The sequence below is a fragment of the Enterobacter sp. PL_is511 genome (genome assembly GCF_055816065.1).
This window is the reverse complement of sequence record NZ_JBVPGP010000016.1, coordinates 38,314-64,435: the sequence shown is the minus strand read 5'-3', so window position 1 is coordinate 64,435 and position 26,122 is coordinate 38,314. Positions and strand designations below refer to the sequence as shown.

Here is a 26,122-nt window from a genome sequence, read left to right as displayed (position 1 = left end):
TCGTAGGCCGGGTAAGCGAAGCGCCACCCGGCTTTTTTATACCTCAAAATCCAGTTCTTCCTCATCCCGCAGCGGAATGAGCTGAACCTTCTGCACGCGATGGTTTTCAATCTGCAGGGTTTTCAGCAGATAGTCGCCCACCTGAACCTCTTCCCCCGGCTGCGGGATACGCTGCAAATACTCCATCAGCAGACCGGCAATGGTGTGATATTCCCGCTTTTCATCCAGCGGCAGCGGGACATATTGCACCAGATCTTCCAGCGGCATATGGCCGTTAGCCGTCCACGAACCGTCTGCGTTTTTCTGAATGTCGTGGCGGGCATCAATCTCATCCACCTCGTTTGGCAGATTACCGGCGATGGTTTCCATTACGTCGCTGAGCGTGACCAGTCCTTCCACCGAACCAAACTCATCCACCACAAAGGCAAAGTGCGTGCGCGCGTTACGGAATTGCTCAAGGGCGGAGAGCAGCGGTAGCCCCTCCGGGAAGACCAGCGGCTGGCGTACCAGGATGCGGAGATTGAGCGGCTCGCCGTGCAGCTGCTGCTGGAGCAGGTCAATAACGTGCACCACGCCCAGCAGCTCCTCTTCCTCTTCACCGCCGGTCACCACCACGCGGGTGTGCTGGTTTTTATCCAGCAGGGCGCGAATGTGCTCTTCCGGTGCCGTCAGGTCGATATGTTCAATGTCATGTCGTGAGGTCATGATGCTGCTGACCGTCCGCTGGTTCAGATTGAGCACCCGCTCGATCATCCGCCGTTCCTGCGGATCAAAGATCAGCCCGTCGCTGTGGTCGGCCAGCATGGCTGAGGATTCGGCGTCCAGCTCCGCATCCTCTTTCTTACCGCTTAACAGGCGCATAACCGTGTCGGCCGTACGCTGACGCAGGGTCTGATTCGCGGACAGGAAGCGGCGGCGGTTAAATATCGCCAGCTGGTTAAGCGCTTCAATCATGACGGAGAACCCGATGGCGGCATACAGGTAGCCTTTCGGAATATGGAAGCCAAAACCGTCGGCCACCAGGCTAAAGCCAATCATCAGCAGGAAGCTCAGACAGAGGATGACGATTGTCGGGTGACTGTTCACAAACCGTGTGAGCGCCTTGCTGGCCATCACCATCAGGGTGATGGCGATAATCACCGCGGCCATCATCACCGCAAGGTGGTCCACCATCCCGACGGCGGTGATCACCGAGTCCAGGGAGAAGACCGCATCCAGCACCACGATCTGCGCTACCACCGGCCAGAATTTCGCCCCGCGGCGCTGGGTTGGGTTCTCGCTGTCTTTGCCTTCCAGCCGCTCGTTGAGTTCCACGGTGGCTTTGAACAGCAGGAACAACCCGCCGAAGAGCATGATGAGATCGCGGGCGCTAAAACTCAGACCGTGAATGGAGAACAGTGGCTGAGTGAGCGTGACCAGCCAGGAGATAGAGGCCAGCAGCAGTAACCGCATCACCATCGCCAGCAGCAGACCCGTCACGCGCGCGCGGTCGCGCTGGGAAGGGGGCAGTTTTTCAGCGAGGATGGCGATAAAGACCAGATTATCAATCCCGAGCACTAACTCGATGACGACCAGCGTAACCAGCCCGGCCCAGATTGAGGGATCGGCAATCCATTCCATAGTAATAGTAATACCTTCTGTTATATGACGAATGTCACACTTCGATCATGGATAAAGCTGGGGGAAATTGCAATGCCGGGCTGAGATTTCTCTTAATACGAGGGGTAAAAAAGAGAGCATTCTCAACAGGGTGTAAATAAGCGAAATACGTATATTTAATTACAAAGAAAGCATTTTAGGATATATCGCAGATAATGGTTTTTAGTCTCTTTTTGTCAATATAAAGAAATTCCTAAAAGGTCAAAAATTTGCTCTTAATATTAATCTTAAAAACTGATATTAGGACAGTTGTCTCCTTGCCTGCTATTAGGTTAGCTGCAACAATTCTCCCAGCATCAAATGTTAAATCTCGGTGTTGCTATTAATGTTCGGTCTTCAGGGATGGTTATTCATTATCCGTCTGGTTTCTCAAGCGGCTGATATATTTCCAGAAGACCTTGCTCAAGAGGGTGTCTATCCATAACACATTGTTTAGTCAGTGGATTGGTAACTGAAAGCCAAGGGCGGTAGCGTGCCTGAAAGCGTGTGAATCAGCCCCGATTATTCTGTCAATAGCCAATGGATGAATAAGCTTTTTTTAGGACTGATGCCAGTTATATTTCTATTTGATTAACTGCATGCTGAAACCCAATACGACTCGAGCTTATTTAAATTGCACAGGGTAATTACTCTGCCAAAGTGATAAATAATCAATGATGAAATCCAAAATGAAATTGATGCCATTATTGGTGTCTGTGACCTTGATGAGTGGTTGCACGGTCTTTCCCGGCAGCAATATGTCAACAATGGGTAAGGATGTGATCAAGCAACAGGATGCCGATTTTGATCTCGACAAAATGGTGAATGTTTATCCACTTACGCCTCGTCTGGTCGAACAATTACGTCCACGTCCGAATGTTGCCCAGCCGAATATGTCGCTGGACCAGGAAATTGCGTCCTACCAGTACCGCGTGGGGCCGGGTGACGTGATCAACGTGACCGTCTGGGACCACCCGGAACTGACCACGCCAGCGGGCCAGTACCGCAGCTCAAGCGACACCGGTAACTGGGTGCAGTCAGATGGCACCATGTTCTATCCCTACATTGGTAAAGTCCATGTTGCAGGGAAAACGCTTGCCGAGATCCGTAGTGATATTACCGGCCGCTTAGCGCAGTACATCGCCGATCCGCAGGTGGACGTTAATATCGCCGCATTCCGCTCGCAAAAAGCCTATATCTCAGGCCAGGTGAACAAATCCGGCCAGCAGGCCATCACCAACGTTCCTCTGACCGTACTGGATGCCATTAACGCCGCGGGCGGGTTAACCGACGGCGCCGACTGGCGCAACGTGGTACTCACCCACAATGGGAAGGAGCAGCGCATTTCGCTGCAGGCGCTGATGCAAAACGGCGATCTGACCCAGAACCGTCTTCTCTATCCGGGCGACATTCTCTACGTACCGCGCAATGACGATCTGAAAGTCTTCGTGATGGGTGAAGTGAAGAAACAGAGCACCCTCAAAATGGACTTCAGCGGTATGACCCTGACCGAAGCGCTGGGCAATGCTGAAGGTATCGATCTGACGACCTCTAACGCGACCGGTATCTTCGTGATCCGTCCGCTTAAAGGTGAGGGCAGTGCGAAAGGCAAGATTGCCAACATCTACCAGCTGGATATGTCCGATGCGACCTCTCTGGTGATGGCGACGGAGTTCCGTCTTCAGCCATACGATGTGGTGTACGTCACCACCGCGCCGGTTGCCCGCTGGAACCGTCTGATCAACCAGTTGCTGCCAACCATCAGTGGCGTTCGCTACATGACGGATACGGCGCGCGACATTCATACCTGGTAATCCGCGATGTTTAACAAAATTCTGGTGGTATGCGTGGGGAACATTTGCCGTTCCCCCACGGCTGAACGGTTGTTGAAACACTACCAGCCCGAACTGACCGTTGATTCGGCAGGGCTGGGTGCACTGGTCGGTAAAGGTGCCGATGAGCGCGCTACGAGCGTGGCGCGGGATCATCACCTCTCTCTCGACGGCCACGTGGCCCGCCAGGTCACTGGCCGCATGTGCCGGGAGTATGATCTGATCCTGACGATGGAAAAACGCCATATTCATGCGCTGTGCGAGATCGCTCCGGAGATGCGCGGCAAGGTGATGCTGTTTGGTCACTGGGACAATGAACGTGAAATCCCCGATCCGTATCGCAAAAGCCATGAGGCCTTTGAGGCGGTATACACCTTACTTGACCAGTCTGCCCAACAGTGGGCGCAGGCACTGAAAGTTCAGCAGGGATAACAATGACAGAAAAAACAAGACCTTCTGCCGCCCCGATTTCGGGCAGTGATGAAATTGATATTGGGCGCCTGGTCGGCACTGTTGTAGAGGCAAAGTGGTGGGTGCTTGGCATTACCGCCGTATTTGCCGCGGCGGCCGTCGTCTACACGCTGTTCGCCACCCCTATCTACAGCGCCGACGCGCTGGTGCAGATCGAGCAGAATACCGGCAACTCGCTGGTGCAGGACATCGGTTCCGCGCTGGCGAACAAGCCGCCGGCATCCGACGCCGAAATTCAGCTCATCCAGTCACGTCTGGTGCTGGGTAAAACGGTTCACGACCTCGGGCTCGATATCTCCGTCACCAAAAATACCTTCCCGGTCTTTGGTGCCGGCTGGGATCGTCTGATGGGGCGAAGCAACGACACGGTGAAAGTGACTGACTTCGTGCTGCCGAAAGGGGCTGCCGATCAGACGTTTACCCTGACGGTGCTTGGTCCGAAACAGTACCAGCTAACCAGCGACGCAGGTTTTAGCGCGCGCGGTGAAGTAGGGCAGATGCTGACCAAAGACGGCGTCAGCATGATGGTCAGCGCGATCAACGCCCAGGAGGGCGGTGAATTCACCGTCACCAAATTCTCCACGCTGGGGATGATCAACAATCTGCAGAACAACCTGACCGTCACCGAAAACGGTAAGGACACCGGCGTGCTGAGCATGACCTTTACCGGTGAAGATAAGGATCAGATCCGCGACATCCTGAACAGCATTACCCGCAACTATCTTGAGCAGAACGTTGAGCGTAAATCGGCGGAAGCGGCGAAAAGCCTGGCCTTTCTTGCGAAACAGCTCCCGGAAGTACGCGGCCGTCTGGATGATGCCGAGAACAAGCTGAACGCCTACCGTCAGGATAAAGACTCCGTTGACCTGCCGCTGGAAGCGAAATCGGTCCTCGATTCGATGGTTAACATTGATGCGCAGCTCAACGAGCTGACCTTCAAAGAGGCGGAGATTTCCAAGCTTTATACCAAACGTCACCCGGCCTACCGCACGCTGCTGGAGAAACGCCGTACGCTGGAAGAAGAGAAAGCGAAGCTCAATGACCGCGTGACCGCGATGCCGAAAACGCAGCAGGAGATCGTGCGTCTGACCCGCGACGTGGAGTCCGGACAGCAGGTTTACATGCAGCTGCTGAACAAGCAGCAGGAGCTGAAAATCACCGAAGCCAGTACCGTGGGTGACGTGCGCATCGTCGACCCGGCTATTACCCAGCCTGGCGTACTGAAGCCGAAGAAAGCGCTGATCATTCTCGGCAGCATTATTCTCGGCCTGATGCTCTCCATCGTGGGCGTGCTGTTGCGTTCCCTGTTCAACCGCGGTATCGAAAGCCCGCAGGTGCTGGAAGAGAGCGGTATCAACGTCTATGCCAGCATTCCGCTGTCTGAGTGGCAAAAATCCCGTGACAGTGTCAAAACCATCAAGGGCGTTAAGCGTTACAAACAGAGCCAGCTGCTGGCGGTGGGTAACCCGACCGACCTCGCTATCGAAGCGATCCGTAGCCTGCGTACCAGTCTGCACTTCGCCATGATGCAGGCCAAAAACAACGTCCTGATGTTAACCGGCGTTAGCCCGTCAATCGGTAAAACCTTCGTCTGCGCCAACCTGGCGGCGGTGGTCAGCCAGACCAACAAGCGCGTGCTGCTGATCGACTGCGATATGCGCAAGGGCTATACCCACGAACTGCTGGGCACCAACAACGTTAACGGCCTGTCGGAAATCCTGCTCGGCAAAGGCGACATTAGCCAGAGCGCGAAACCAACAACGGTGCCGAAATTTGACCTGATCCCACGCGGTCAGGTGCCGCCTAACCCGTCCGAGCTGCTGATGAGCGAACGCTTCACCGAGCTGGTGGAGTGGGCGAGCAAAAATTACGACCTGGTGCTGATCGATACGCCGCCAATTCTGGCCGTGACCGACGCGGCCGTTGTTGGCCGCCATGCGGGTACCACGCTGATGGTAGCGCGTTACGCGGTGAACACACTGAAAGAGGTGGAAACCAGCCTGAGCCGCTTCGAGCAGAACGGCATTGAGGTGAAAGGGGTGATCCTGAACTCCATCTTCCGCCGCGCGACCGGGTACCAGGATTACGGGTATTACGAGTACGAATATAAGTCTGACAGTAAATAAAAAAACACACCCCACACCCCTCACCCTAACCCTCTTCCTAAAGGGGAGAGGGGACTGTTCGGTGCTGGATTTGGGGGACGAACGTAATGATAACCACTGGCTGCCTTTCACCCTCTCCCCTTTGGGGAGAGGGCCGGGGTGAGGGGAAAAAATGACCACACAACGCCCTTTAGTTTCAATCTATATGCCGACATGGAATCGTCAGCAGCTGGCGATCCGCGCAATCAAGTCGGTGTTACGTCAGGATTACGATAACTGGGAGCTGATCATCGTTGATGACTGCTCTTCCTCGTATGAACAGCTGCAAAAGTTTGTGACTGACCTCAACGACCCGCGGGTGGTCTATACGCATAACGCCATTAACTCCGGCGCATGTGCGGTGCGTAATCAGGCGATTATGCAGGCCAAAGGGCAGTATCTGACCGGTATCGACGACGATGACGAATGGACGCCGAACCGCCTGTCTATCTTCCTGTCGCATAAAGAACAGCTGGTTACACACGCTTTCCTGTATGCCAACGACTATGTCTGCCAGGGCGAAGTTTACTCGCAGCCCGCCAGTCTGCCGCTGTATCCGAAATCACCTTATTCTCGCCGCCTGTTCTACAAGCGCAACATTATTGGTAACCAGGTCTTCACCTGGGCGTGGCGTTTCAAAGAGTGCCTGTTCGATACCGAACTCAAGGCCGCGCAGGATTACGATATCTTCCTGCGCATGGTGGTGGAATACGGTGAACCGTGGAAAGTGGAAGAGGCCACGCAGATCCTGCACATCAACCACGGGGAGATGCAAATCACCTCCTCGCCGAAAAAGTTCTCCGGCTACTTCCATTTTTACCGCAAGCACAAGGACAAGTTTGACCGTGCCAGCCGTAAATATCAGCTCTTTACCCTCTATCAGATCCGCAATAAGCGCATGAACTGGCGCACGCTGCTGACGCTGCTTTCCGTGCGTAACGGCAAGCGCCTGGCTGACGGGCTTCGGGGGAAATAATGTTTCTGGAAGATTGCCGCGCTAACAGCTGGAGCCTGCGTCCGTGCTGCATGGTTCTGGCGTACCGCATCGCGCACTTTTGCTCGGTGTGGCGTAAGAAAAACGTCCTGAACAACATCTGGGCGGCACCCGTGCTGGTGCTGTATCGCATCATCACCGAATGCTTTTTTGGCTATGAAATCCAGGCCGCTGCCACCATTGGCCGCCGCTTTACCATCCACCACGGCTATGCGGTGGTGATCAACAAGTTCGTGGTCGCTGGGGATGATTTCACCATTCGTCATGCGGTCACCATTGGCAACCGTGGGCCTGACAGCCTGGCCTGCCCGGTCATCGGCAATAACGTCGAGCTGGGGGCGAACGTGGTGATCGTTGGTGACATCACGATTGGTAATAACGTCACGATTGGTGCTGGCAGCGTGGTGTTGGACAGCATTCCGGATAACGCGCTGGTGGTGGGAGAAAAAGCCCGCGTGAAGGTGATTAAATGAACATTCTGCAATTTAACGTACGCCTCGCAGAAGGCGGAGCGGCAGGCGTGGCCCTGGATCTGCACCAGCGCGCGCTGCAAAAAGGACTTCAGTCGCGTTTTATTTATGGCTACGGCAAAGGCGGCAAGAAAAGCGTCAGCCACGATAACTTCCCGCAGGTGCACAAGCACACGCCGCGTCTGACCTCGATTGCCAACATCGCGCTGTTCCGCCTGTTTAACCGCGATCTGTTTGGCAACCTGAACAATCTTTACCGCACGGTGACCCGCACCACGGGCCCGGTTGTGCTGCATTTTCACGTGCTGCACAGCTACTGGCTGAATCTGGAAGAGGTGGTGGCGTTTTGTCAGAAGGTGCAGGCCCACAAGCCCGACACCCGTTTTGTCTGGACGCTGCACGATCACTGGAGCGTAACCGGGCGCTGCGCGTTTACCGACGGTTGCGAAGGCTGGAAAGATAACTGCCAGAAGTGCCCGACGTTAAGCAACTATCCGCCGGTGAAGGTGGATCGCGCGCATCAGCTGGTGGCCGGAAAGCGTCAGCTGTTCCGCGACATGCTCTCGCTCGGCTGTACGTTTATCTCTCCAAGCCAGCACGTGGCCGATGCCTTCAACAGTCTGTACGGGGCAGGGCGCTGTCAGATTATCAACAACGGCATCGACGTGGCGACGGAAGCCATTCTTGCGGAGCTGACCCCGGTGGCGGAAACCGCAGGCAAACCGAAAATCGCTATCGTTGCGCATGACCTGCGCTACGACGGTAAAACCAACCAGCAGCTGGTGCGCGACATGATGGCGCTGGGGGACAAGATAGAGCTTCATACCTTCGGCAAATTTTCACCGTTCGAAGGGGCTAACGTGGTGAACCACGGGTTTGAAACCGACAAGCGCAAGCTGATGAGCGCGCTGAATGAAATGGACGCGCTGGTGTTCAGCTCCCGCGTGGATAACTACCCGCTGATCCTCTGCGAAGCGCTCTCAATCGGCGTGCCGGTGATTGCCACCCACAGCGATGCGGCGCGTGAAGTGCTGGAAAAATCCGGCGGGAAAACCTTCACGGAGCAGGAGGTCCTGCCCCTGGTACAGCTGCCGAAGGCGCAGATTGCTGAGATCGTTTTTGGCACTGACCTGGAATCGTTCCGCAACCGCAGCCGCAAGGCCTACAGTGGACAACAGATGCTGGAGGAATATGTCTCGTTCTATCAGAGTCTGTAGTTATCTGCTGCTGCCGCTGATCTACCTGCTGGTCAACGTCAAAATTGCCCAGCTCGGCGAAAGCTTCCCGATAACCATCGTGACCTTCTTGCCCGTTCTGCTTCTGCTGTATGTCGATAAAATCAACCTGAAGAAGCTGATGATTGCCTTAGGGCTGGGCACGGGCCTGACGCTGTTTAACTACATCTTTGGCCAGTCGCTGGATGCCAGTAAATACGTCACGTCAACCATGCTGTTTGTTTATATCGTCATTATTATCGGTATGGTCTGGAGTATTCGGTTTAAAACTATTTCTCCACACAATTATCGGAAAATCCTTAGGTTCTTTTATATTGCCGTTGCGTTAATTGTTATGCTTGCTGCCATGGAGATGGCGCAAATTATTCTAACCGGTGGCAGCAGCCTGATGGAGATAATTTCGAAATATCTCATTTACAGTAACAGCTATGTATTGAACTTCATCAAGTTTGGCGGGAAGCGTACTACAGCCCTCTATTTTGAACCGGCGTTTTTCGCTCTGGCGTTAATCTCAATTTGGCTCAGCATCAAACAGTTTGGTATCAAAACGCCTAAGACCGATGCTATGATTCTTGCAGGAATTGTTCTGTCTGGATCGTTCTCAGGGGTAATGACATTTATCCTGTTTTACCTGCTGGAGTGGGCGTTCCAGTACCTGAACAAAGATGCGATTAAGAAAAAACTGCCGCTGGCGATTATCTCTCTGACGGTATTTATGGTAGGCGTGATATTTGCCTTCCCGTACATCTCAGAACGTCTGGGTGATTTGGGAACGGAAGGATCTTCGTCCTATTATCGCATCATTGGGCCACTGGTGATGGTGGGTTATTCCTTAACCCATATTGATGGGGTAGTAAGATTCGGCTCACTTTACGAATATGTTGCATCATTCGGAATCTTTAACGGTGCGGATGTCGGTAAAACCATAGACAATGGTCTGTATCTGTTAATTATTTATTTTTCGTGGTTCGCCGTACTGTTGACCCTGTGGTATCTGTTTAAAGTTTTCAAAATGATGATTAACGCGTTTGGTGATAACCAGAACTTTCGCGTTCAGCTTTATCTTTTTACTCCGGTGTCGCTGTTTTTTACCGGGTCAATATTTAGCCCGGAATATGCTTTCTTGATTGTCTGTCCGTTTATTCTGCGCAAGGCGCTTAATATTACGAACGTATGACGAAATGAGGTGATTTATGTTTCTTAGCGTCATTACTGTCGCTTTTCGTAATTACGAAGGGGTGGTAAAAACCTGGCGCTCGCTGCGCAACCTGGCGCGCGATCCAAGCCTCACCTTTGAGTGGATTGTGGTCGACGGCGGCTCGAACGATGGCACGGCGGAGTTTCTGGAAAAACTCAACGGTGAGTTCAACTTACGCTACATCAGCGAGAAAGATAAAGGCATCTACGATGCGATGAATAAAGGCATCAACATGGCACAAGGCCGTTATGCCATCTTCCTGAATTCGGGCGACATTTTCCATGATGACGTGGCGCTGTTTGCCCGTCAGCTGGCGCGCCAGAAAGAGGATGCCATGTATATTGGCGATGCACTGCTCGATTTTGGCGACGGACATAAAGTGTGCCGCAGCGCGAAGCCTGGCTGGTATATCTATCACAGCTTACCGGCCAGCCATCAGGCTATTTTCTTCCCGGTAAAAGGTCTGAAAAAACAGCCTTACGATTTGCAGTATAAAGTGTCTTCCGATTATGCACTGGCTGCCAGCCTGTACAAATCAGGTTACCCGTTCCGTCGAATTAAAGGGCTGGTATCTGAATTCTCAATGGGCGGCGTGTCAACGTCTAATAACCTGGAATTGTGCCAGGATGCCAAAAACGTACAGCGTAAAATATTACGCGTGCCGGCATTCTGGGCGGAATTGTCTTATTTATTACGCGTGCGCACCACGGGTAAAACGAAAGCCTTATATAACAAAGCCTGAATATAAGGAAACGTAATGCAGGATCTGAAAGGTTTCTCGGTACCGAAAGGTTTTCGGGGCGCGGGCGGTATTAAAGTGCAGCTGTGGTGGGCCGTTCAGGCCACCTTATTTGCCTGGTCTCCACAAATACTGTACCGCTGGCGAGCATTTTTATTGCGCCTGTTTGGCGCAAAAATAGGAAAAAACGTAGTCATCAGACCTTCGGTAAAAATTACCTATCCGTGGAAATTAACGCTTGGGGATTACGCCTGGGTAGGGGATGACGCGGTGTTATATACCCTGGGCGAGATTACGATTGGCGCAAATTCGGTGGTTTCACAGAAATGTTATTTGTGCACCGGCAGCCACGATTTTATGAGTCAGCATTTTGATATTACCGCTTCGCCTATTGTGATTGGCGAAAAATGCTGGCTGGCAACGGATGTTTTTGTTGCACCGGGTGTTTCTGTTGGCGATGGCACGGTAGTCGGTGCCCGCAGCAGCGTTTTTAAATCGCTACCGGCAAATAAAGTTTGCCGTGGCAACCCCGCAGTGGTGATACGCGAACGCGTTGAAACTGATTAAATTCATAAGTAGAGGAATATAAACATGTCTAAAGTCGCTCTCATCACCGGCGTTACCGGGCAGGATGGTTCTTACCTGGCAGAGTTCCTGCTGGAAAAAGGTTATGAAGTGCACGGTATTAAACGTCGTGCGTCTTCTTTCAACACCGAACGTGTGGATCATATCTATCAGGATCCTCACGCGGCGAACCCGAAATTCCACCTGCACTACGGCGACCTGACCGATACCTCCAACCTGACCCGTATCCTGCAGGAAGTGCAGCCGGATGAAGTGTACAACCTGGGCGCGATGAGCCACGTCGCGGTCTCCTTCGAGTCCCCGGAATACACCGCTGACGTTGATGCCATGGGTACGCTGCGTCTGCTGGAAGCGATCCGCTTCCTCGGCCTTGAGAAGAAAACTCGCTTCTACCAGGCATCCACCTCTGAGCTGTACGGTCTGGTGCAGGAAATCCCACAGAAAGAGACCACGCCGTTCTACCCGCGCTCTCCGTATGCGGTAGCAAAACTGTACGCCTACTGGATCACCGTGAACTACCGTGAATCCTACGGCATGTACGCCTGTAACGGCATCCTGTTCAACCACGAATCTCCGCGTCGCGGCGAAACCTTCGTGACCCGCAAAATCACCCGCGCTATCGCCAACATCGCGCAGGGTCTGGAGTCTTGCCTGCACCTCGGCAACATGGATTCCCTGCGTGACTGGGGCCATGCCAAAGACTACGTGAAAATGCAGTGGATGATGCTGCAGCAGGAACAGCCAGAAGACTTCGTGATTGCGACCGGCGTGCAGTACTCCGTACGTCAGTTCGTTGAAATGGCCGCGGCACAGCTGGGCATCAAACTGCGCTTTGAAGGTACCGGCGTGGAAGAGAAAGGTATCGTTGTGTCCGTGACCGGCCACGATGCACCGGGCGTGAAGCCAGGCGACGTGATTGTGCAGGTTGACCCGCGCTACTTCCGTCCTGCTGAAGTAGAAACCCTGCTGGGTGACCCAACCAAAGCGCACGAGAAGCTGGGCTGGAAACCAGAAATCACTCTGCAGGAGATGGTTTCCGAGATGGTTGCCAAAGATCTTGAAGCAGCGAAAAAACACTCCCTGCTCAAGTCTCATGGCTACGAGGTTGCCATCGCGCTGGAGTCCTGAGAATGACAAAACAACGTATTTTTGTCGCCGGTCATCGCGGAATGGTGGGTTCCGCGATTGTGCGCCAGCTCGAGCAGCGCGGTGACGTAGAAGTGATTGTCCGCACCCGCGACGAGCTGAACCTGCTCGACAGCCGTGCGGTACAGGACTTCTTTGCTAACGAACGCATTGACCAGGTGTATCTGGCGGCGGCGAAAGTGGGCGGCATTGTTGCCAACAACACTTACCCGGCGGATTTCATCTACGAGAACATGATGATCGAGAGCAACATCATTCACGCGGCGCATCTGCACAACGTGAACAAGCTGCTGTTCCTCGGCTCGTCCTGTATCTACCCGAAAATGGCGAAGCAGCCAATCGCCGAAAGCGAGCTGCTGCAGGGCACGCTTGAAGCAACCAACGAGCCGTATGCGATTGCCAAGATTGCCGGGATCAAGCTGTGCGAGTCCTACAACCGTCAGTACAACCGCGACTATCGTTCGGTGATGCCGACCAACCTGTACGGACCGCACGACAACTTCCACCCGAGCAACTCGCACGTGATCCCGGCGCTGCTGCGCCGCTTCCACGAGGCGACCGTCGAGAACGCACCGGACGTGGTGGTGTGGGGCAGCGGTACGCCGATGCGTGAATTCCTGCACGTGGACGACATGGCTGCCGCCAGCATTCACGTGATGGAGCTGGATCGCGAAGTGTGGCAGGAGAATACCGAGCCGATGCTGTCGCATATCAACGTCGGTACCGGCGTGGACTGCACCATTCGCGAGCTGGCGCAAACCATCGCGCAGGTGGTGGGTTACAAAGGTCGCGTGGTGTTTGACGCCACCAAGCCGGACGGTACGCCGCGCAAGCTGCTGGACGTGACCCGTCTGCATCAGCTGGGCTGGTATCACGAGGTGTCACTGGAGCAGGGACTGGCCAGTACCTACCAGTGGTTCCTGGAAAACCAGCACCGCTTCCGGGGGTAACGATGTTTTTAAGTCAGGAAGATTTTGCCACGGTAGTGCGTTCCACTCCGCTCATCTCAATTGATTTTATCGTGGAGAACGAACGCGGCGAGTTCTTGCTGGGGAAACGAACCAACCGTCCTGCACAGGGCTTCTGGTTCGTGCCCGGCGGGCGCGTGCAGAAGGATGAGACGTTGAGCGATGCGTTTGAGCGTCTCACTCTGGCGGAACTGGGCCTGCAGCTGCCGATGGCGGCGGGCCAGTTTTACGGGGTCTGGCAGCACTTCTATGACGATAACTTTTCGGGCACGGGGTTCACCACGCACTACATCGTGCTGGGGTTCCGCCTGAAGGTGAGTGAGGCAGACCTGCGTCTGCCTGATTCTCAGCATGACGACTACCGCTGGCTGACGCCAGAGGCGCTGCTGGCCAGCGACAATGTGCACGACAACAGCCGTGCCTATTTCCTGGCCGATCGTCAGTCCGGAGTGCCGGGCTTATGAAAATTTTAGTGTACGGAATCAACTACTCGCCGGAGCTAACCGGCATCGGGAAATACACCGGCGAGATGGTCGAGTGGATGGCGAGCCAGGGACATGACGTGCGGGTCATTACCGCGCCGCCGTACTACCCGGAATGGAAAGTCGGGGAGCGCTACTCAAGCTGGCGCTACCGTCGCGAAGAGGGTGCAGCGACCGTCTGGCGCTGCCCGCTGTATGTGCCTAAGCAGCCCTCGACGCTGAAACGGTTGATTCATCTCGGCAGCTTTGCCCTGAGCAGTTTCTTCCCGCTGATGGCGCAGCGCCGCTGGAAGCCGGATCGCATCATCGGCGTGGTGCCAACGCTGTTTTGCACGCCGGGCATGCGCCTGCTGGGCAAACTCTCCGGCGCGCGCACCCTGCTGCACATTCAGGATTATGAAGTTGACGCCATGCTGGGCCTGGGGATGGCAGGCAAAAGCAAGGGCGGCAAGGTGGCTAAGCTCGCCAGCGCGTTTGAGCGCAGTGGCTTACACAACGTGGATTACGTCTCAACGATTTCGCGCTCGATGATGAACAAGGCGCAGGAGAAGGGCGTCCCGGCGGAGAAGGTGATCTTCTTCCCGAACTGGTCCGAAGTGGCGCGTTTTCGCGACGTGACTGAGCAAGACGCTCAGGCGCTGCGCGCGCAGCTTGGTTTGCCTGAAGATCAAAAAATCATTCTTTACTCAGGCAACATCGGCGAAAAGCAGGGGCTGGAGAGCGTGATTGAAGCGGCCCAACTGCTGAACCAACATCCGTGGACGTTTGTGATTGTCGGGCAGGGTGGTGGAAAAGCGCGGCTGGAAAAAATGGTCGGCGAACGCGGCCTGACCAACGTGAAATTTTTCCCGCTTCAGTCTTACGAGGCACTGCCTGCGCTGCTGAAGATGGGCGACTGCCATCTGGTGGTGCAAAAACGCGGTGCCGCGGATGCGGTGCTGCCGTCCAAGCTGACCAACATTCTGGCAGTGGGCGGCAACGCGGTGATTACGGCAGAAGCCGAAACAGAATTAGGCCAGCTGTGTGACAGCTATCCGGGCATTGCCGTGTGCGTGGAGCCGGAATCGGTCCCGGCGCTGGTCACCGGAATTGAGCAGGCACTTGCCATGCCAAAAGTGAACACGGTGGCACGTGAATATGCCGAACGCACGCTCGAGAAAGAGAACGTGCTGAGCCAATTTATTGCAGATATACGGGGATAAATCATGAGTCAAACCACTTTGTATCCGGTTGTGATGGCTGGTGGCTCTGGTAGCCGGTTGTGGCCGCTGTCCCGCGTGCTCTATCCAAAACAGTTCCTCTGTCTGAAAGGGGATCTCACCATGCTGCAGACGACGGTCAACCGTCTGCACGGCGTGGAGTGTGAAAGCCCGGTGGTAATTTGTAACGAACAGCACCGCTTTATTGTTGCCGAGCAGCTGCGCCAGCTGAACAAACTTACTGAAAACATCATTCTGGAGCCTGCCGGTCGTAACACCGCGCCTGCGATCGCCCTTGCGGCGCTGGCGGCAAAACGCAGCAGCCCGGACTGTGACCCGCTGATGCTGGTTCTGGCGGCAGACCACGTTATCCAGCAGGAAGACGCATTCCGCGACGCGGTGCGTGCGGCTATTCCTTACGCCGAAAGCGGCAAGCTGGTGACCTTCGGCATCGTGCCGGACCTGCCGGAGACCGGCTACGGCTACATCCGACGCGGCAGCGTGGCGCCGGGTGAAGGCGACAGCGTGGCGTTTGACGTGGCGCAGTTTGTCGAAAAACCGAATCTGGAAACCGCGCAGGCCTACGTTGCCAGCGGTGAGTATTACTGGAACAGCGGGATGTTCCTGTTCCGCGCCGGACGCTATCTGGAAGAGCTGCGCAAATACCGCCCGGATATTCTGAACGCCTGCGAGAAAGCGATGGCGGTGGTGGACCCGGATCTCGACTTCATCCGCGTGGATGAAGAGGCGTTCCTCGCCTGCCCGGAAGAGTCCATTGACTACGCGGTGATGGAGCGCACGGCAGATGCCGTTGTGGTGCCGATGGATGCGGGCTGGAGCGATGTGGGCTCCTGGTCCTCCCTGTGGGAGATCAGCGCCCATACCCCGGAGGGTAACGTCCATCACGGCGATGTCATTAGCCACAAAACGGAAAATAGCTACGTCTACGCCGAGTCCGGCCTGGTCACCACGGTCGGGGTGAAAGATCTGGTGGTTGTCCAGACCAAAGACGCCGTGCTGATTGCCGACCGTAACGCCGTGCAGGACGTTAAAAAAGTGGTGGAGAAAATTAAGGCGGATGGTCGCCACGAGCACCATATTCACCGCGAAGTGTACCGTCCGTGGGGGAAATATGACTCCATTGACTCCGGTGACCGCTATCAGGTGAAACGCATCACCGTGAAGCCGGGCGAGGGGCTGTCGGTACAGATGCACCATCACCGCGCCGAGCACTGGGTGGTGGTGGCGGGTACCGCCAAAGTCACTATCGACGGTGAAGTCAAACTGCTGGGTGAAAACGAGTCCATTTATATTCCGCTGGGGGCGACGCACTGTCTGGAGAACCCGGGGAAAATTCCTCTCGACTTAATTGAGGTGCGTTCCGGCTCGTATCTGGAAGAGGACGATATCGTGCGCTTCCAGGACCGCTACGGGCGGGTGTAGCACTCTGCATTATGCCCGGTGGCGCTGCGCTTACCGGGCCTACGAATGACAAAAAAATTAATTTGGCCATTTAGTGGTCAGGGCCGACTGTTGCCTGAAAAAGGGGTCATCATGGAAAAATTAACCTGTTTTAAAGCCTACGATATTCGCGGCAAGCTGGGCGAAGAGCTGAATGAAGACATTGCGTGGCGCATTGGCCGCGCGTACGGCGAATACTTAAAACCGCAGACCATCGTGCTGGGCGGCGACGTGCGTCTGACCAGCGAATCCCTGAAGCTGGCCCTGGCGAAAGGGCTGCAGGACGCGGGCGTGGACGTGCTGGACATCGGTCTTTCCGGCACCGAAGAGATTTACTTTGCCACCTTCCACCTGGGCGTGGACGGCGGTATCGAAGTGACGGCCAGCCACAACCCGATGGACTACAACGGCATGAAGCTGGTGCGCAAGGGCGCCCGCCCTATCAGCGGCGACACCGGCCTGCGCGACGTGCAGCGCCTGGCGGAAGCCAACGATTTCCCGCCGGTGAATGAGGCTAAGCGCGGCAGCTACAAAAAAATCAACCTGCAAAAAGAGTACATCGACCACCTGCTGGGCTACATCAACGTGGCGAACCTCAAGCCGCTGAAGCTGGTGATTAACTCCGGTAACGGCGCGGCCGGTCCGGTGGTGGACGCGCTGGAAGCCCACTTTAAGGCGCTGAACGTGCCAGTGACCTTCGTGAAAGTGCACAACACCCCGGACGGCAACTTCCCGAACGGTATTCCTAACCCGCTGCTGCCGGAGTGTCGCGACGACACCCGCAACGCGGTGATTGAGCACGGCGCGGATATGGGTATCGCCTTTGACGGCGACTTCGACCGCTGCTTCCTGTTCGACGAGAAAGGGCAGTTCATCGAGGGCTACTACATTGTCGGCCTGCTGGCGGAAGCGTTCCTGGAGAAAAACCCGGGCGCGAAAATCATTCATGACCCGCGCCTTTCCTGGAACACCGTCGACGTGGTGTCCGCGGCGGGCGGTACGCCGGTGATGTCCAAAACCGGCCACGCCTTCATCAAAGAGCGCATGCGCGAAGAAGACGCCATCTACGGCGGCGAGATGAGCGCCCACCACTACTTCCGTGATTTTGCCTACTGCGACAGCGGGATGATCCCGTGGCTGCTGGTCACCGAGCTGCTGTGCCTGAAGGGGCAGACGCTGGGCGAGCTGGTGCGCGACCGCATGGCGGCGTTCCCGGCGAGCGGGGAGATCAACAGCAAGCTGGCGCAGCCGGCCGAGGCCATTGCCCGCGTGGAGCAGCACTTTGCGATTCACGCGCTGGAAATTGACCGTACGGACGGCATCAGCATGGCGTTCCCGCAGTGGCGCTTTAACCTGCGCTCGTCCAACACCGAGCCGGTGGTGCGCCTGAACGTGGAGTCCCGTGCTGACACCGCGCTGATGGAAGCCCGAACGAAGGACATTCTGGCGCTGTTGAATCAGTAATAATTGCCCCTCCCGGTGGGAGGGGGAACCGAATACAGGAACAACGATGACGAATCTAAAAAAACGCGAACGAGCGAGAACGAATGCATCGTTAATCTCTATGGTGCAGCGTTTTTCTGATATCACCATCATGGTCGGTGGATTGTGGGCGGTGTGTCGGATCAGCGGGCTGCCGTTCTTATATATGCATCTGCTGATGGCCCTGATTGCGCTGGTCGTGTTTCAAATGATCGGCGGAATGACCGATTTCTACCGCTCGTGGCGCGGCGTCAAAATGACTACCGAACTGATGATGCTGCTGCAGAACTGGACCCTTAGCCTGATCTTCAGCGCAGGCCTGGTGGCGTTCAGCCATGATTTTGACAATCGCCTCGTCACCTATCTCTGCTGGTATCTGTTAACCAGTGTCGGCATGGTGGTGTGCCGTTCCCTGATCCGCTTTGGTGCGGGCTGGCTGCGTAACCGGGGTTATAACCGTCGCTTCGTTGCCGTGGCGGGCGATCTGCCGGTCGGGAAGGTACTGCTCGACAGCTTCCGCAAAGAGCCGTGGTTAGGTTTTGAAGTGGTGGGGATCTATCACGACGCGAAGCCGGGCGGCGTCCCTGCGGACTGGGCGGGTAATTACGACCAGCTTATTGAAGACGCGAAAGCCGGCAAAATTCACAACGTCTACATTGCCATGCAGATGAGAGACGAATCCCGCATTAAGCAACTGATGCGCGAGCTGGCGGACACCACCTGCTCCGTGATCCTGATCCCGGACGTGTTTACCTTCAACATTCTTCACTCCCGTATTGAAGAGGTGAACGGCGTGCCGGTGGTACCGCTATACGACACGCCGCTGTCGGGCATTAACCGCGTGCTGAAGCGCGTGGAAGATATCGTGCTCTCTTCACTGATCCTGCTGCTGATTTCGCCTGTTCTGTGCTGCATTGCCCTGGCGGTGAAGCTGAGCTCTCCCGGCCCAGTTATCTTCCGCCAGACTCGCTACGGTATGGATGGTAAGCCGATTATGGTGTGGAAATTCCGCTCCATGAAGGTGATGGAAAACGACAAGGTGGTGACCCAGGCAACGCAGAACGATCCGCGCGTCACCCGCGTGGGGAACTTCCTGCGCCGCACCTCGCTGGATGAACTGCCGCAGTTTATCAACGTCTTTACCGGCGGCATGTCGATTGTTGGCCCGCGTCCGCACGCGGTGGCGCACAACGAGCAGTATCGCTCGCTGATTGAGGGCTACATGCTGCGCCATAAGGTGAAGCCGGGCATCACCGGTTGGGCGCAGATCAACGGCTGGCGCGGCGAAACCGACACGCTGGAAAAAATGGAAAAACGTATCGAATTCGATCTGGAGTACATCCGCGAATGGAGCATCTGGTTCGATATCAAGATTGTTTTTCTGACCATCTTCAAAGGTTTCGTGAACAAAGCGGCGTACTAAGATGAGCTTACGTGAAAAAACCATCAGCGGGGCGAAGTGGTCAGCGATGGCGACCATCGTCATCATTGGCCTCGGTCTGGTGCAGATGACCGTGCTGGCGCGCATTATTGATAATCACCAGTTCGGCCTGCTGACCGTCTCGCTGGTGATTATCGCGCTGGCCGATACGCTGTCTGATTTTGGTATCGCCAACTCGATTATCCAGCGCAAAGAGATTAGCCATCTGGAGCTGACCACGCTCTACTGGCTGAACGTGGGGCTGGGGATTTTCGTGTTTGTGCTGGTGTTTCTGCTGAGCGATACCATCGCCAGCGTGCTGCACAACCCGGATCTCGCTCCGCTGATGCGCACGCTGTCGTTTGCTTTCGTGGTGATCCCGCACGGACAGCAGTTCCGCGCGCTGATGCAGAAAGAGCTGGAGTTCAACAAGATCGGCATGATTGAGACCAGCGCCGTTCTGGCGGGCTTTACCTTCACCGTGGTGAGCGCCCATTTCTGGCCGCTGGCGATGACCGCTATTCTGGGATACCTGGTTAACTCGGCCGTGCGTACGCTGCTGTTCGGCTACTTTGGCCGCAAGATCTACCGTCCGGGGCTGCATTTCTCGCTGGCGTCCGTCTCGTCCAACCTGCGCTTTGGCGCGTGGCTGACGGCGGACAGCATCATCAACTATGTGAATACCAACCTGTCGACGCTGGTGCTGGCGCGTATTCTTGGCGCGAGCGTGGCGGGGGGCTACAACCTGGCCTACAACGTCGCGGTGGTGCCGCCGATGAAGCTGAACCCGATTATCACCCGCGTCCTGTTCCCGGCGTTTGCCAAGATTCAGGACGACACCGAGAAGCTGCGCGTCAACTTCTACAAGCTGCTTTCCGTGGTGGGGATTATTAACTTCCCGGTGCTGCTGGGGCTGATGGTGGTGTCCAGCAATTTCGTGCCGCTGGTGTTTGGTGAAAAGTGGAACGGCATCATTCCGATCCTGCAGCTGCTGTGCGTGGTAGGGCTGCTGCGCTCCGTGGGGAATCCAATTGGGTCTCTGCTGATGGCAAAAGCGCGCGTGGACATCAGCTTTAAGTTCAACGTGTTCAAAACCTTCCTGTTTATTCCGGCGATTATCGTCGGCGGGCATATGGCGGGCGCCATCGGCGTGACGCTGGGCTTCCTGCTGGTGCAGATCGTCAATACCGTTCTGAGCTACTTCATCATGATCAAGCCGGTGCTGGGTTCCAGCTACCGTCAGTACATCCTGAGCCTGTGGCTGCCGTTCTATCTCTCATTGCCGACCCTGGCGGTGAGCTACGGCCTTGGCATCATCCTCAGCGGCCACTTGCCGCTGGCCGCGCTGCTGGCGGTGCAGGTTGCCGCGGGGGCGCTGGCCTTCGTCGTGATGATCGTACTTTCTCGCAATGCGCTGGTGGTAGAGATGAAGCGCCAGTTTTGCCGTAACGAAAAAATGAAAACGCTGCTTCGCGCAGGCTAGTTATTTAAGAGGCCATTATGAAATTATTAATTCTTGGCAACCACACCTGCGGCAACCGTGGCGACAGCGCCATCCTGCGCGGTTTACTGGATGCAATTAACACCCTTAAGCCTGAGACCGAAGTGGACGTGATGAGCCGTTATCCGGTCAGCTCATCCTGGTTACTGAACCGCCCGGTGATGGGCGACCCGCTCTACAGCCAGATGAAACAGCATAACAACGCCGCGGGCGTGATGGGCCGCGTGAAGAAAGTGCTGCGTCGTCGCTATCAGCACCAGGTGCTGCTTTCCCGTGTGACCGATACCGGCAAGCTGCGCAACATCGCTATCGCGCAGGGCTTTACCGACTTTGTTCGCCTGCTGTCCGGCTATGACGCGATTATCCAGGTCGGCGGCTCATTCTTCGTCGATCTCTACGGCGTGCCGCAGTTTGAGCATGCGCTGTGCACGTTCATGGCGAAAAAGCCGCTGTTTATGATCGGCCACAGCGTCGGGCCATTCCAGGATCCGCAGTTTAACCAGTTGGCGAACTATGTGTTTGGCCACTGCGATGCGCTGATCCTGCGCGAGTCGGTCAGCCTCGACATGATGAAGCGCAGCGAAATTGACACCTCAAAAGTTGAGCACGGCGTGGACACCGCCTGGCTGGTGGATCACCAGGACGACAGCTTCCAGCCGAGCTACGCGGTGCAGCACTGGCTCGACGTGGCGGCGAAACAGAAAACCGTCGCAATAACCCTGCGCGAGCTGGCGCCTTTTGATAAACGTTTAGGCACGACGCAGGCGGCGTATGAGAAAGCCTTCGCCGACGTGGTGAACCGCGTACTGGACAGCGGTTACCAGGTGCTGGCGCTCTCAACCTGCACCGGTATCGACAGTTACAACAAAGACGACCGTATGGTGGCGCTGAACCTGCGCAATCTGGTGAACGACCCGTCCCGCTATCACGTGGTGATGGATGAACTGAACGACCTGGAGATGGGCAAGCTGCTCTCCGCCTGCGACCTGACGGTGGGCACCCGTCTGCACTCCGCCATTATCTCCATGAACTTCGGCACGCCGGCCATTGCCATTAACTATGAGCACAAGTCCGCCGGGATTATGCAGCAGCTCGGTATGCCGGAAATGGCGGTGGAAATTCGTCATCTGCTGGACGGATCGCTCGGGGCGATGGTGGGGGACACGCTCGGCCAACTGCCTGCTATCAATGAACGTCTGGCGGTGGCGGTGAAAGCCGAGCGCGAGAAGGGCATTGGGATGGTGAAATCGGTACTCGATCGCGTACGGGAGGGGAAATGAAGGTTGGTTTCTTCTTACTGAAATTTCCGCTGTCGTCCGAAACGTTTGTTCTGAACCAAATCACCGCGTTTATCGATATGGGATATGACGTGGAGATTATCGCCCTGCAAAAGGGCGATACCCAAAACACCCATGCGGCGTATATCCAGTATGGGCTGGAGGCGAAAACCCGCTGGCTGCAGGATGAGCCGTCCGGGAAGCTGAGCAAGCTGCGCCGCCGTGCCAGCCAGACCTTACGCGGGATCCACCGCGCGTCGACGTGGCGGGCGCTGAATGTTTCCCGCTATGGGGCTGAGTCACGCAATCTGATCCTGTCGGCCATCTGCGGGCAAACGGCGCAGCCGTATCGTGCCGACGTGTTTATTGCCCACTTTGGCCCGGCGGGCGTCACCGCCGCGAAGCTGCGTGAACTGGGGGTGATTGACGGTAAAATTGCGACCATCTTCCACGGTATCGACATCTCCAGCCGTGAAGTGCTTAACCACTACACCCCGGAGTATCAGCAGCTTTTCCGACGCGGTGACATGATGCTGCCTATCAGCGACCTGTGGGCCGGACGGCTGAAAAACATGGGCTGTCCGGGAGAGAAAATTGCCGTTTCGCGTATGGGCGTGGATTTAACGCGCTTCACGCGTCGTCCTGTAAAGGTGCCGGGAACACCGCTGCAGATCATCTCCGTCGCGCGTCTGACCGAGAAGAAAGGGCTGCATGTGGCGATTGAAGCCTGCCGCCAGCTGAAAGCGCGCGGGGTGGATTTCCACTACCGCATTCTCGGCATTGGGCCGTGGGAGCGTCGTCTGCGCACGCTTATCGAACAGTATCAGCTGGAAGATGTCGTAGATATGCCCGGCTTCAAGCCGAGCCACGAGGTCAAGGCCATGCTCGACGAGGCGGATGTGTTTCTGCTGCCCTCGGTGACGGGCGCCGATGGCGATATGGAAGGCATTCCGGTGGCGCTGATGGAGGCGATGGCCGTAGGTATTCCTGTTGTATCGACCCTGCACAGCGGGATCCCGGAGCTGATTAAGTCTGACCATTCCGGCTGGCTGGTGCCGGAGAATAACGCGATAGCCCTTGCGGACCGATTAGCTGCCTTCAGCGACATCGACCAGCAGGCGCTGGAGCCCGTGCTTCATAATGCACGGCAAAAAGTTGAAACCGATTTTAACCAGCAGGTGATTAATCGCCAGTTAGCGAGCCTGCTGCAAACGTTGTAACGCCGAGGATGTATGCTGAAAAAGATTACCCGACGCACATTTGTCTCTTCTCTGTCCGTTCTGGCGGCCACGCCGCTGCTGTCGTCACGCATTGCGCGGGCGGCTGCTGGAAAAACGGTCTCTGTTAATCAGTACAATAACAACGACTGGATCGCCGCCTTTAAGCAGGCGTTTACTGATGGCGACACGGTTGTGGTCCCTGCCGGGCTCACCTGCGAAAACATCAATACGGGCATTTTCATTCCTGACGGTAAAACGCTGCTGATCCGCGGGGCGTTAACCGGTAACGGGCGCGGCCGCTTTGTGCTGCAGGAAGGCAGCAAAGTGATAGGTGAGGGAGCGGGCCGCACGGAGAACATTACGCTCGACGTTCGCGGCTCTGACTGCGTTATCAAAGGGCTGGCCATGAGCGGGTTTGGCCCGGTGACGCAGATCTACATCGGCGGCAAGAAACCCAGCGTGATGCGCAATTTGCTGATTGATAACATCAGCGTGAGTCAGGCCAACTACGCCATCCTGCGTCAGGGTTTCCATAACCAGGTGGACGGAGCGCGCATCACCAACAGCAAATTTAGTCACCTGCAGGGCGATGCGATCGAGTGGAACGTCGCCATCAACGATCGCAATATCCTGATCTCCGATCATGTCATCGACAACATCAACTGCACCAACGGCAAGATCAACTGGGGCATCGGCATTGGCCTCGCCGGCAGCACCTACGATAATGACTATCCGGAGAAGCAAACCGTCAAGAACTTCGTGGTGGCCAACATTACCGGCAGCAACTGTCGCCAGCTGGTGCACGTGGAAAACGGCAAACATTTTGTTATCCGCAATATTAAAGCCAAAAATATTACTCCCGACTTCAGTAAAAAGGCGGGAATAGACAACGCCACGGTGGCCATTTATGGCTGTGATAATTTCATTATTGATAATGTCGATATGGTGAACAGTGCCGGAATGTTAATTGGCTATGGGGTGATAAAAGGCGATTATTTGTCCATCCCGCAGAACTTCAAGCTCAACAATATTCACCTCGATAACCGCCAGCTTGCCTATAAATTGCGAGGAATACAGATTTCATCCGGTAACGCGACCTCGTTTGTGGCGATAACCAACGTGGATATGCAGCGTGCTACGCTTGAATTACACAACAAGCCGCAACATCTTTTTTTACGCAACATCAATGTGATGCAGGAAGCTGCTGTGGGGCCCGCCCTGAAGATCAACTTCGACCTGCGCAAGGATGTGCGGGGTAAATTTATGGCGAAAGACGAGACGCTGCTGTCGCTGGCGAACATAAAAGCCGTTAATGAGAAGGGGCAAAGCTCGGTGGATATTGACCGGGTCGACCAGCAGGTGGTGAATGTGGAAAGGCTGAACTTTGCGCTTCCGCACAGATATTAGACAATCGTCAGTTTTGAGACTATTCCTGGCATAAAAACGTGATCGAATCAGAGTACAACTACAGAAATTGGTGATGTGAAGGCGTAACATTGCCTCTGGATTACGGCAAATCATGCTGGCGAAAACAGGTTTAAGAGCTATAATTCGTCAACCATTTTAAGGTGGAAGAAATAATGATTAATTTGAAAGCAGTCATTCCGGTAGCAGGCCTGGGCATGCATATGCTGCCAGCCACAAAAGCCATTCCTAAAGAGATGCTGCCGATCGTCGACAAGCCAATGATTCAATACATTGTTGACGAGATTGTTGCTGCAGGGATCAAAGAAATCGTACTGGTTACGCACTCCTCTAAGAATGCGGTAGAAAACCACTTCGACACCTCTTACGAACTCGAAGCGTTGCTGGAGCAGCGCGTCAAACGTCAGCTGCTGGCGGAAGTACAGTCTATTTGTCCGCCTGGCGTGACCATCATGAACGTGCGTCAGGCGCAGCCGCTGGGCCTGGGTCACTCTATTCTGTGTGCCCGTCCGGTTGTGGGTGACAATCCGTTTATCGTTGTTCTTCCGGACATTATTATCGATACCGCTTCTGCCGATCCGCTGCGTTACAACCTGGCGGCAATGGTGGCTCGTTTCAATGAAACTGGTCGTAGCCAGGTGCTGGCAAAACGTATGAAGGGCGACCTCTCCGAGTACTCCGTTATTCAGACGAAAGAGCCGCTGGAGACGGAAGGGCAGGTAAGCCGCATCGTTGAGTTTATCGAAAAACCGGATCAGCCGCAGACGCTGGACTCGGACCTGATGGCGGTTGGTCGCTATGTTCTGAACGCCGACATCTGGGCGGAACTGGAAAAAACCGAGCCAGGCGCCTGGGACCGTATTCAGTTGACCGACGCGATTGCCGAACTGGCGAAAAAACAGTCTGTTGACGCGATGCTGATGACCGGCGACAGCTATGACTGCGGTAAGAAAATGGGCTATATGCAGGCGTTCGTGAACTATGGGCTGCGCAACCTGAAGGAAGGGGCGAAGTTCAGAAACCGGATTGAGAAATTGCTGGCTAACGACTGATATTTTCTTAGACGATTTGTATAAGCGGTAGTCATCATTAGGGTATGTGGAAACATAACCAAAATGGTGACTGCCGTTTTTTGTTATTAATCATAATGATAACATAGAGTTATCTGATTCAAATCTCGACAGATTTGTAACGATTTGTGCTTGTTTCTATGGTCATTTAGGACGACAATTAAC

At 55.3% G+C, this 26,122-nt stretch carries 22 protein-coding genes; 21 read left to right on the top strand and 1 reads right to left on the bottom strand.

Annotated features, from left to right (window positions below; genetic code table 11):
* Positions 1 to 36 precede the first annotated feature (36 nt).
* Positions 37 to 1,620: a TerC family protein gene (locus AC0TN7_RS03495; protein WP_061714793.1), complete on the bottom strand. Its 1,584-nt coding sequence runs from the start codon at positions 1,618 to 1,620 to the stop codon at positions 37 to 39.
* 692 nt (positions 1,621 to 2,312) lie between these two features.
* Here AC0TN7_RS03495 and AC0TN7_RS03490 point away from each other — a divergent pair.
* The 21 genes from AC0TN7_RS03490 to galF all read left to right on the top strand — a co-directional run bounded on the left by AC0TN7_RS03490 (position 2,313) and on the right by galF (position 25,939).
* On the top strand, positions 2,313 to 3,452 hold the full coding sequence (locus AC0TN7_RS03490; protein ID WP_014170829.1) for a polysaccharide export protein: 1,140 nt from the start codon (positions 2,313 to 2,315) through the stop codon (positions 3,450 to 3,452).
* Between the two features lie 6 nt (positions 3,453 to 3,458).
* Positions 3,459 to 3,902, top strand: coding sequence for a low molecular weight protein-tyrosine-phosphatase Wzb (wzb, locus tag AC0TN7_RS03485; RefSeq protein ID WP_024908109.1), 444 nt, complete (start codon positions 3,459 to 3,461; stop codon positions 3,900 to 3,902).
* Between the two features lie 2 nt (positions 3,903 to 3,904).
* On the top strand, positions 3,905 to 6,067 hold the full coding sequence (gene wzc / locus AC0TN7_RS03480) for a tyrosine-protein kinase Wzc (RefSeq protein WP_024908108.1): 2,163 nt from the start codon (positions 3,905 to 3,907) through the stop codon (positions 6,065 to 6,067).
* Between the two features lie 151 nt (positions 6,068 to 6,218).
* The gene (gene wcaA, locus AC0TN7_RS03475; protein WP_023312403.1) at positions 6,219 to 7,061 is read left to right on the top strand and encodes a colanic acid biosynthesis glycosyltransferase WcaA; all 843 of its coding nucleotides are present in this window, start codon (positions 6,219 to 6,221) and stop codon (positions 7,059 to 7,061) included.
* Positions 7,061 to 7,552 (top strand): colanic acid biosynthesis acetyltransferase WcaB, encoded by a 492-nt coding sequence (gene wcaB, locus AC0TN7_RS03470; protein WP_032642828.1) that lies wholly within the window; start codon positions 7,061 to 7,063, stop codon positions 7,550 to 7,552. The genes wcaA and wcaB overlap by 1 nt, the downstream gene beginning before the upstream one ends.
* Positions 7,549 to 8,766, top strand: a complete 1,218-nt coding sequence (gene wcaC / locus AC0TN7_RS03465) for a colanic acid biosynthesis glycosyltransferase WcaC (RefSeq protein WP_048992951.1) — start codon at positions 7,549 to 7,551, stop codon at positions 8,764 to 8,766. Before wcaB ends, wcaC begins: the two co-directional genes overlap by 4 nt.
* A complete protein-coding gene (gene wcaD, locus AC0TN7_RS03460) occupies positions 8,741 to 9,961 on the top strand; it encodes a colanic acid polymerase WcaD (protein ID WP_048992950.1) in 1,221 nt (406 codons plus the stop codon). The genes wcaC and wcaD overlap by 26 nt, the downstream gene beginning before the upstream one ends.
* 16 nt (positions 9,962 to 9,977) lie before the next feature.
* Positions 9,978 to 10,724, top strand: coding sequence for a colanic acid biosynthesis glycosyltransferase WcaE (gene wcaE, locus AC0TN7_RS03455; protein ID WP_024908104.1), 747 nt, complete (start codon positions 9,978 to 9,980; stop codon positions 10,722 to 10,724).
* Between the two features lie 15 nt (positions 10,725 to 10,739).
* Positions 10,740 to 11,288 (top strand): colanic acid biosynthesis acetyltransferase WcaF, encoded by a 549-nt coding sequence (wcaF, locus tag AC0TN7_RS03450; RefSeq protein WP_048224018.1) that lies wholly within the window; start codon positions 10,740 to 10,742, stop codon positions 11,286 to 11,288.
* Between the two features lie 24 nt (positions 11,289 to 11,312).
* Positions 11,313 to 12,434, top strand: a complete 1,122-nt coding sequence (gmd, locus tag AC0TN7_RS03445; RefSeq protein ID WP_014884502.1) for a GDP-mannose 4,6-dehydratase — start codon at positions 11,313 to 11,315, stop codon at positions 12,432 to 12,434.
* Positions 12,435 to 12,436: 2 nt separating this feature from the next.
* Entirely contained in the window at positions 12,437 to 13,402 is a 966-nt protein-coding gene (gene fcl, locus AC0TN7_RS03440; protein ID WP_473701833.1) for a GDP-L-fucose synthase, read from the top strand.
* Positions 13,403 to 13,404: 2 nt separating this feature from the next.
* Positions 13,405 to 13,884 carry a GDP-mannose mannosyl hydrolase gene (locus AC0TN7_RS03435; protein WP_473701832.1) on the top strand — a complete coding sequence of 160 codons (480 nt, stop codon included), beginning with the start codon at positions 13,405 to 13,407 and terminating at the stop codon, positions 13,882 to 13,884.
* Positions 13,881 to 15,104: a colanic acid biosynthesis fucosyltransferase WcaI gene (wcaI, locus tag AC0TN7_RS03430; protein ID WP_024908100.1), complete on the top strand. Its 1,224-nt coding sequence runs from the start codon at positions 13,881 to 13,883 to the stop codon at positions 15,102 to 15,104. The genes AC0TN7_RS03435 and wcaI overlap by 4 nt, the downstream gene beginning before the upstream one ends.
* A gap of 3 nt (positions 15,105 to 15,107) precedes the next feature.
* Positions 15,108 to 16,544, top strand: a complete 1,437-nt coding sequence (gene cpsB, locus AC0TN7_RS03425) for a mannose-1-phosphate guanyltransferase (protein ID WP_024908099.1) — start codon at positions 15,108 to 15,110, stop codon at positions 16,542 to 16,544.
* Positions 16,545 to 16,655: 111 nt separating this feature from the next.
* Positions 16,656 to 18,026: a colanic acid biosynthesis phosphomannomutase CpsG gene (gene cpsG / locus AC0TN7_RS03420; RefSeq protein ID WP_370883470.1), complete on the top strand. Its 1,371-nt coding sequence runs from the start codon at positions 16,656 to 16,658 to the stop codon at positions 18,024 to 18,026.
* Positions 18,027 to 18,072: 46 nt separating this feature from the next.
* On the top strand, positions 18,073 to 19,467 hold the full coding sequence (wcaJ, locus tag AC0TN7_RS03415; protein ID WP_463727145.1) for an undecaprenyl-phosphate glucose phosphotransferase: 1,395 nt from the start codon (positions 18,073 to 18,075) through the stop codon (positions 19,465 to 19,467).
* Position 19,468: 1 nt separating this feature from the next.
* Positions 19,469 to 20,947: a colanic acid undecaprenyl disphosphate flippase WzxC gene (gene wzxC / locus AC0TN7_RS03410; RefSeq protein WP_024908096.1), complete on the top strand. Its 1,479-nt coding sequence runs from the start codon at positions 19,469 to 19,471 to the stop codon at positions 20,945 to 20,947.
* 17 nt (positions 20,948 to 20,964) lie between these two features.
* Positions 20,965 to 22,245, top strand: a complete 1,281-nt coding sequence (gene wcaK, locus AC0TN7_RS03405) for a colanic acid biosynthesis pyruvyl transferase WcaK (RefSeq protein WP_473701831.1) — start codon at positions 20,965 to 20,967, stop codon at positions 22,243 to 22,245.
* On the top strand, positions 22,242 to 23,462 hold the full coding sequence (gene wcaL / locus AC0TN7_RS03400; protein WP_463727146.1) for a colanic acid biosynthesis glycosyltransferase WcaL: 1,221 nt from the start codon (positions 22,242 to 22,244) through the stop codon (positions 23,460 to 23,462). The genes wcaK and wcaL overlap by 4 nt, the downstream gene beginning before the upstream one ends.
* Before the next feature lie 12 nt (positions 23,463 to 23,474).
* Entirely contained in the window at positions 23,475 to 24,869 is a 1,395-nt protein-coding gene (gene wcaM, locus AC0TN7_RS03395) for a colanic acid biosynthesis protein WcaM (protein WP_048992943.1), read from the top strand.
* A 173-nt stretch (positions 24,870 to 25,042) separates the two neighbouring features.
* Entirely contained in the window at positions 25,043 to 25,939 is an 897-nt protein-coding gene (gene galF, locus AC0TN7_RS03390) for a GalU regulator GalF (RefSeq protein ID WP_032646468.1), read from the top strand.
* Positions 25,940 to 26,122 lie beyond the last annotated feature (183 nt).

Excerpts from the sequence above, each read along its gene's own strand:
- AC0TN7_RS03495 (WP_061714793.1), bottom strand. The coding sequence starts at position 1,620 with ATGGAATGGATTGCCGATCCCTCAATCTGGGCCGGGCTGGTTACGCTG.
- AC0TN7_RS03490 (WP_014170829.1), top strand. The coding sequence starts at position 2,313 with ATGATGAAATCCAAAATGAAATTGATGCCATTATTGGTGTCTGTGACC.
- wzb (WP_024908109.1), top strand. The coding sequence starts at position 3,459 with ATGTTTAACAAAATTCTGGTGGTATGCGTGGGGAACATTTGCCGTTCC.
- wzc (WP_024908108.1), top strand. The coding sequence starts at position 3,905 with ATGACAGAAAAAACAAGACCTTCTGCCGCCCCGATTTCGGGCAGTGAT.
- wcaA (WP_023312403.1), top strand. The coding sequence starts at position 6,219 with ATGACCACACAACGCCCTTTAGTTTCAATCTATATGCCGACATGGAAT.
- wcaB (WP_032642828.1), top strand. The coding sequence starts at position 7,061 with ATGTTTCTGGAAGATTGCCGCGCTAACAGCTGGAGCCTGCGTCCGTGC.
- wcaC (WP_048992951.1), top strand. The coding sequence starts at position 7,549 with ATGAACATTCTGCAATTTAACGTACGCCTCGCAGAAGGCGGAGCGGCA.
- wcaD (WP_048992950.1), top strand. The coding sequence starts at position 8,741 with ATGTCTCGTTCTATCAGAGTCTGTAGTTATCTGCTGCTGCCGCTGATC.
- wcaE (WP_024908104.1), top strand. The coding sequence starts at position 9,978 with ATGTTTCTTAGCGTCATTACTGTCGCTTTTCGTAATTACGAAGGGGTG.
- wcaF (WP_048224018.1), top strand. The coding sequence starts at position 10,740 with ATGCAGGATCTGAAAGGTTTCTCGGTACCGAAAGGTTTTCGGGGCGCG.
- gmd (WP_014884502.1), top strand. The coding sequence starts at position 11,313 with ATGTCTAAAGTCGCTCTCATCACCGGCGTTACCGGGCAGGATGGTTCT.
- fcl (WP_473701833.1), top strand. The coding sequence starts at position 12,437 with ATGACAAAACAACGTATTTTTGTCGCCGGTCATCGCGGAATGGTGGGT.
- AC0TN7_RS03435 (WP_473701832.1), top strand. The coding sequence starts at position 13,405 with ATGTTTTTAAGTCAGGAAGATTTTGCCACGGTAGTGCGTTCCACTCCG.
- wcaI (WP_024908100.1), top strand. The coding sequence starts at position 13,881 with ATGAAAATTTTAGTGTACGGAATCAACTACTCGCCGGAGCTAACCGGC.
- cpsB (WP_024908099.1), top strand. The coding sequence starts at position 15,108 with ATGAGTCAAACCACTTTGTATCCGGTTGTGATGGCTGGTGGCTCTGGT.
- cpsG (WP_370883470.1), top strand. The coding sequence starts at position 16,656 with ATGGAAAAATTAACCTGTTTTAAAGCCTACGATATTCGCGGCAAGCTG.
- wcaJ (WP_463727145.1), top strand. The coding sequence starts at position 18,073 with ATGACGAATCTAAAAAAACGCGAACGAGCGAGAACGAATGCATCGTTA.
- wzxC (WP_024908096.1), top strand. The coding sequence starts at position 19,469 with ATGAGCTTACGTGAAAAAACCATCAGCGGGGCGAAGTGGTCAGCGATG.
- wcaK (WP_473701831.1), top strand. The coding sequence starts at position 20,965 with ATGAAATTATTAATTCTTGGCAACCACACCTGCGGCAACCGTGGCGAC.
- wcaL (WP_463727146.1), top strand. The coding sequence starts at position 22,242 with ATGAAGGTTGGTTTCTTCTTACTGAAATTTCCGCTGTCGTCCGAAACG.
- wcaM (WP_048992943.1), top strand. The coding sequence starts at position 23,475 with ATGCTGAAAAAGATTACCCGACGCACATTTGTCTCTTCTCTGTCCGTT.
- galF (WP_032646468.1), top strand. The coding sequence starts at position 25,043 with ATGATTAATTTGAAAGCAGTCATTCCGGTAGCAGGCCTGGGCATGCAT.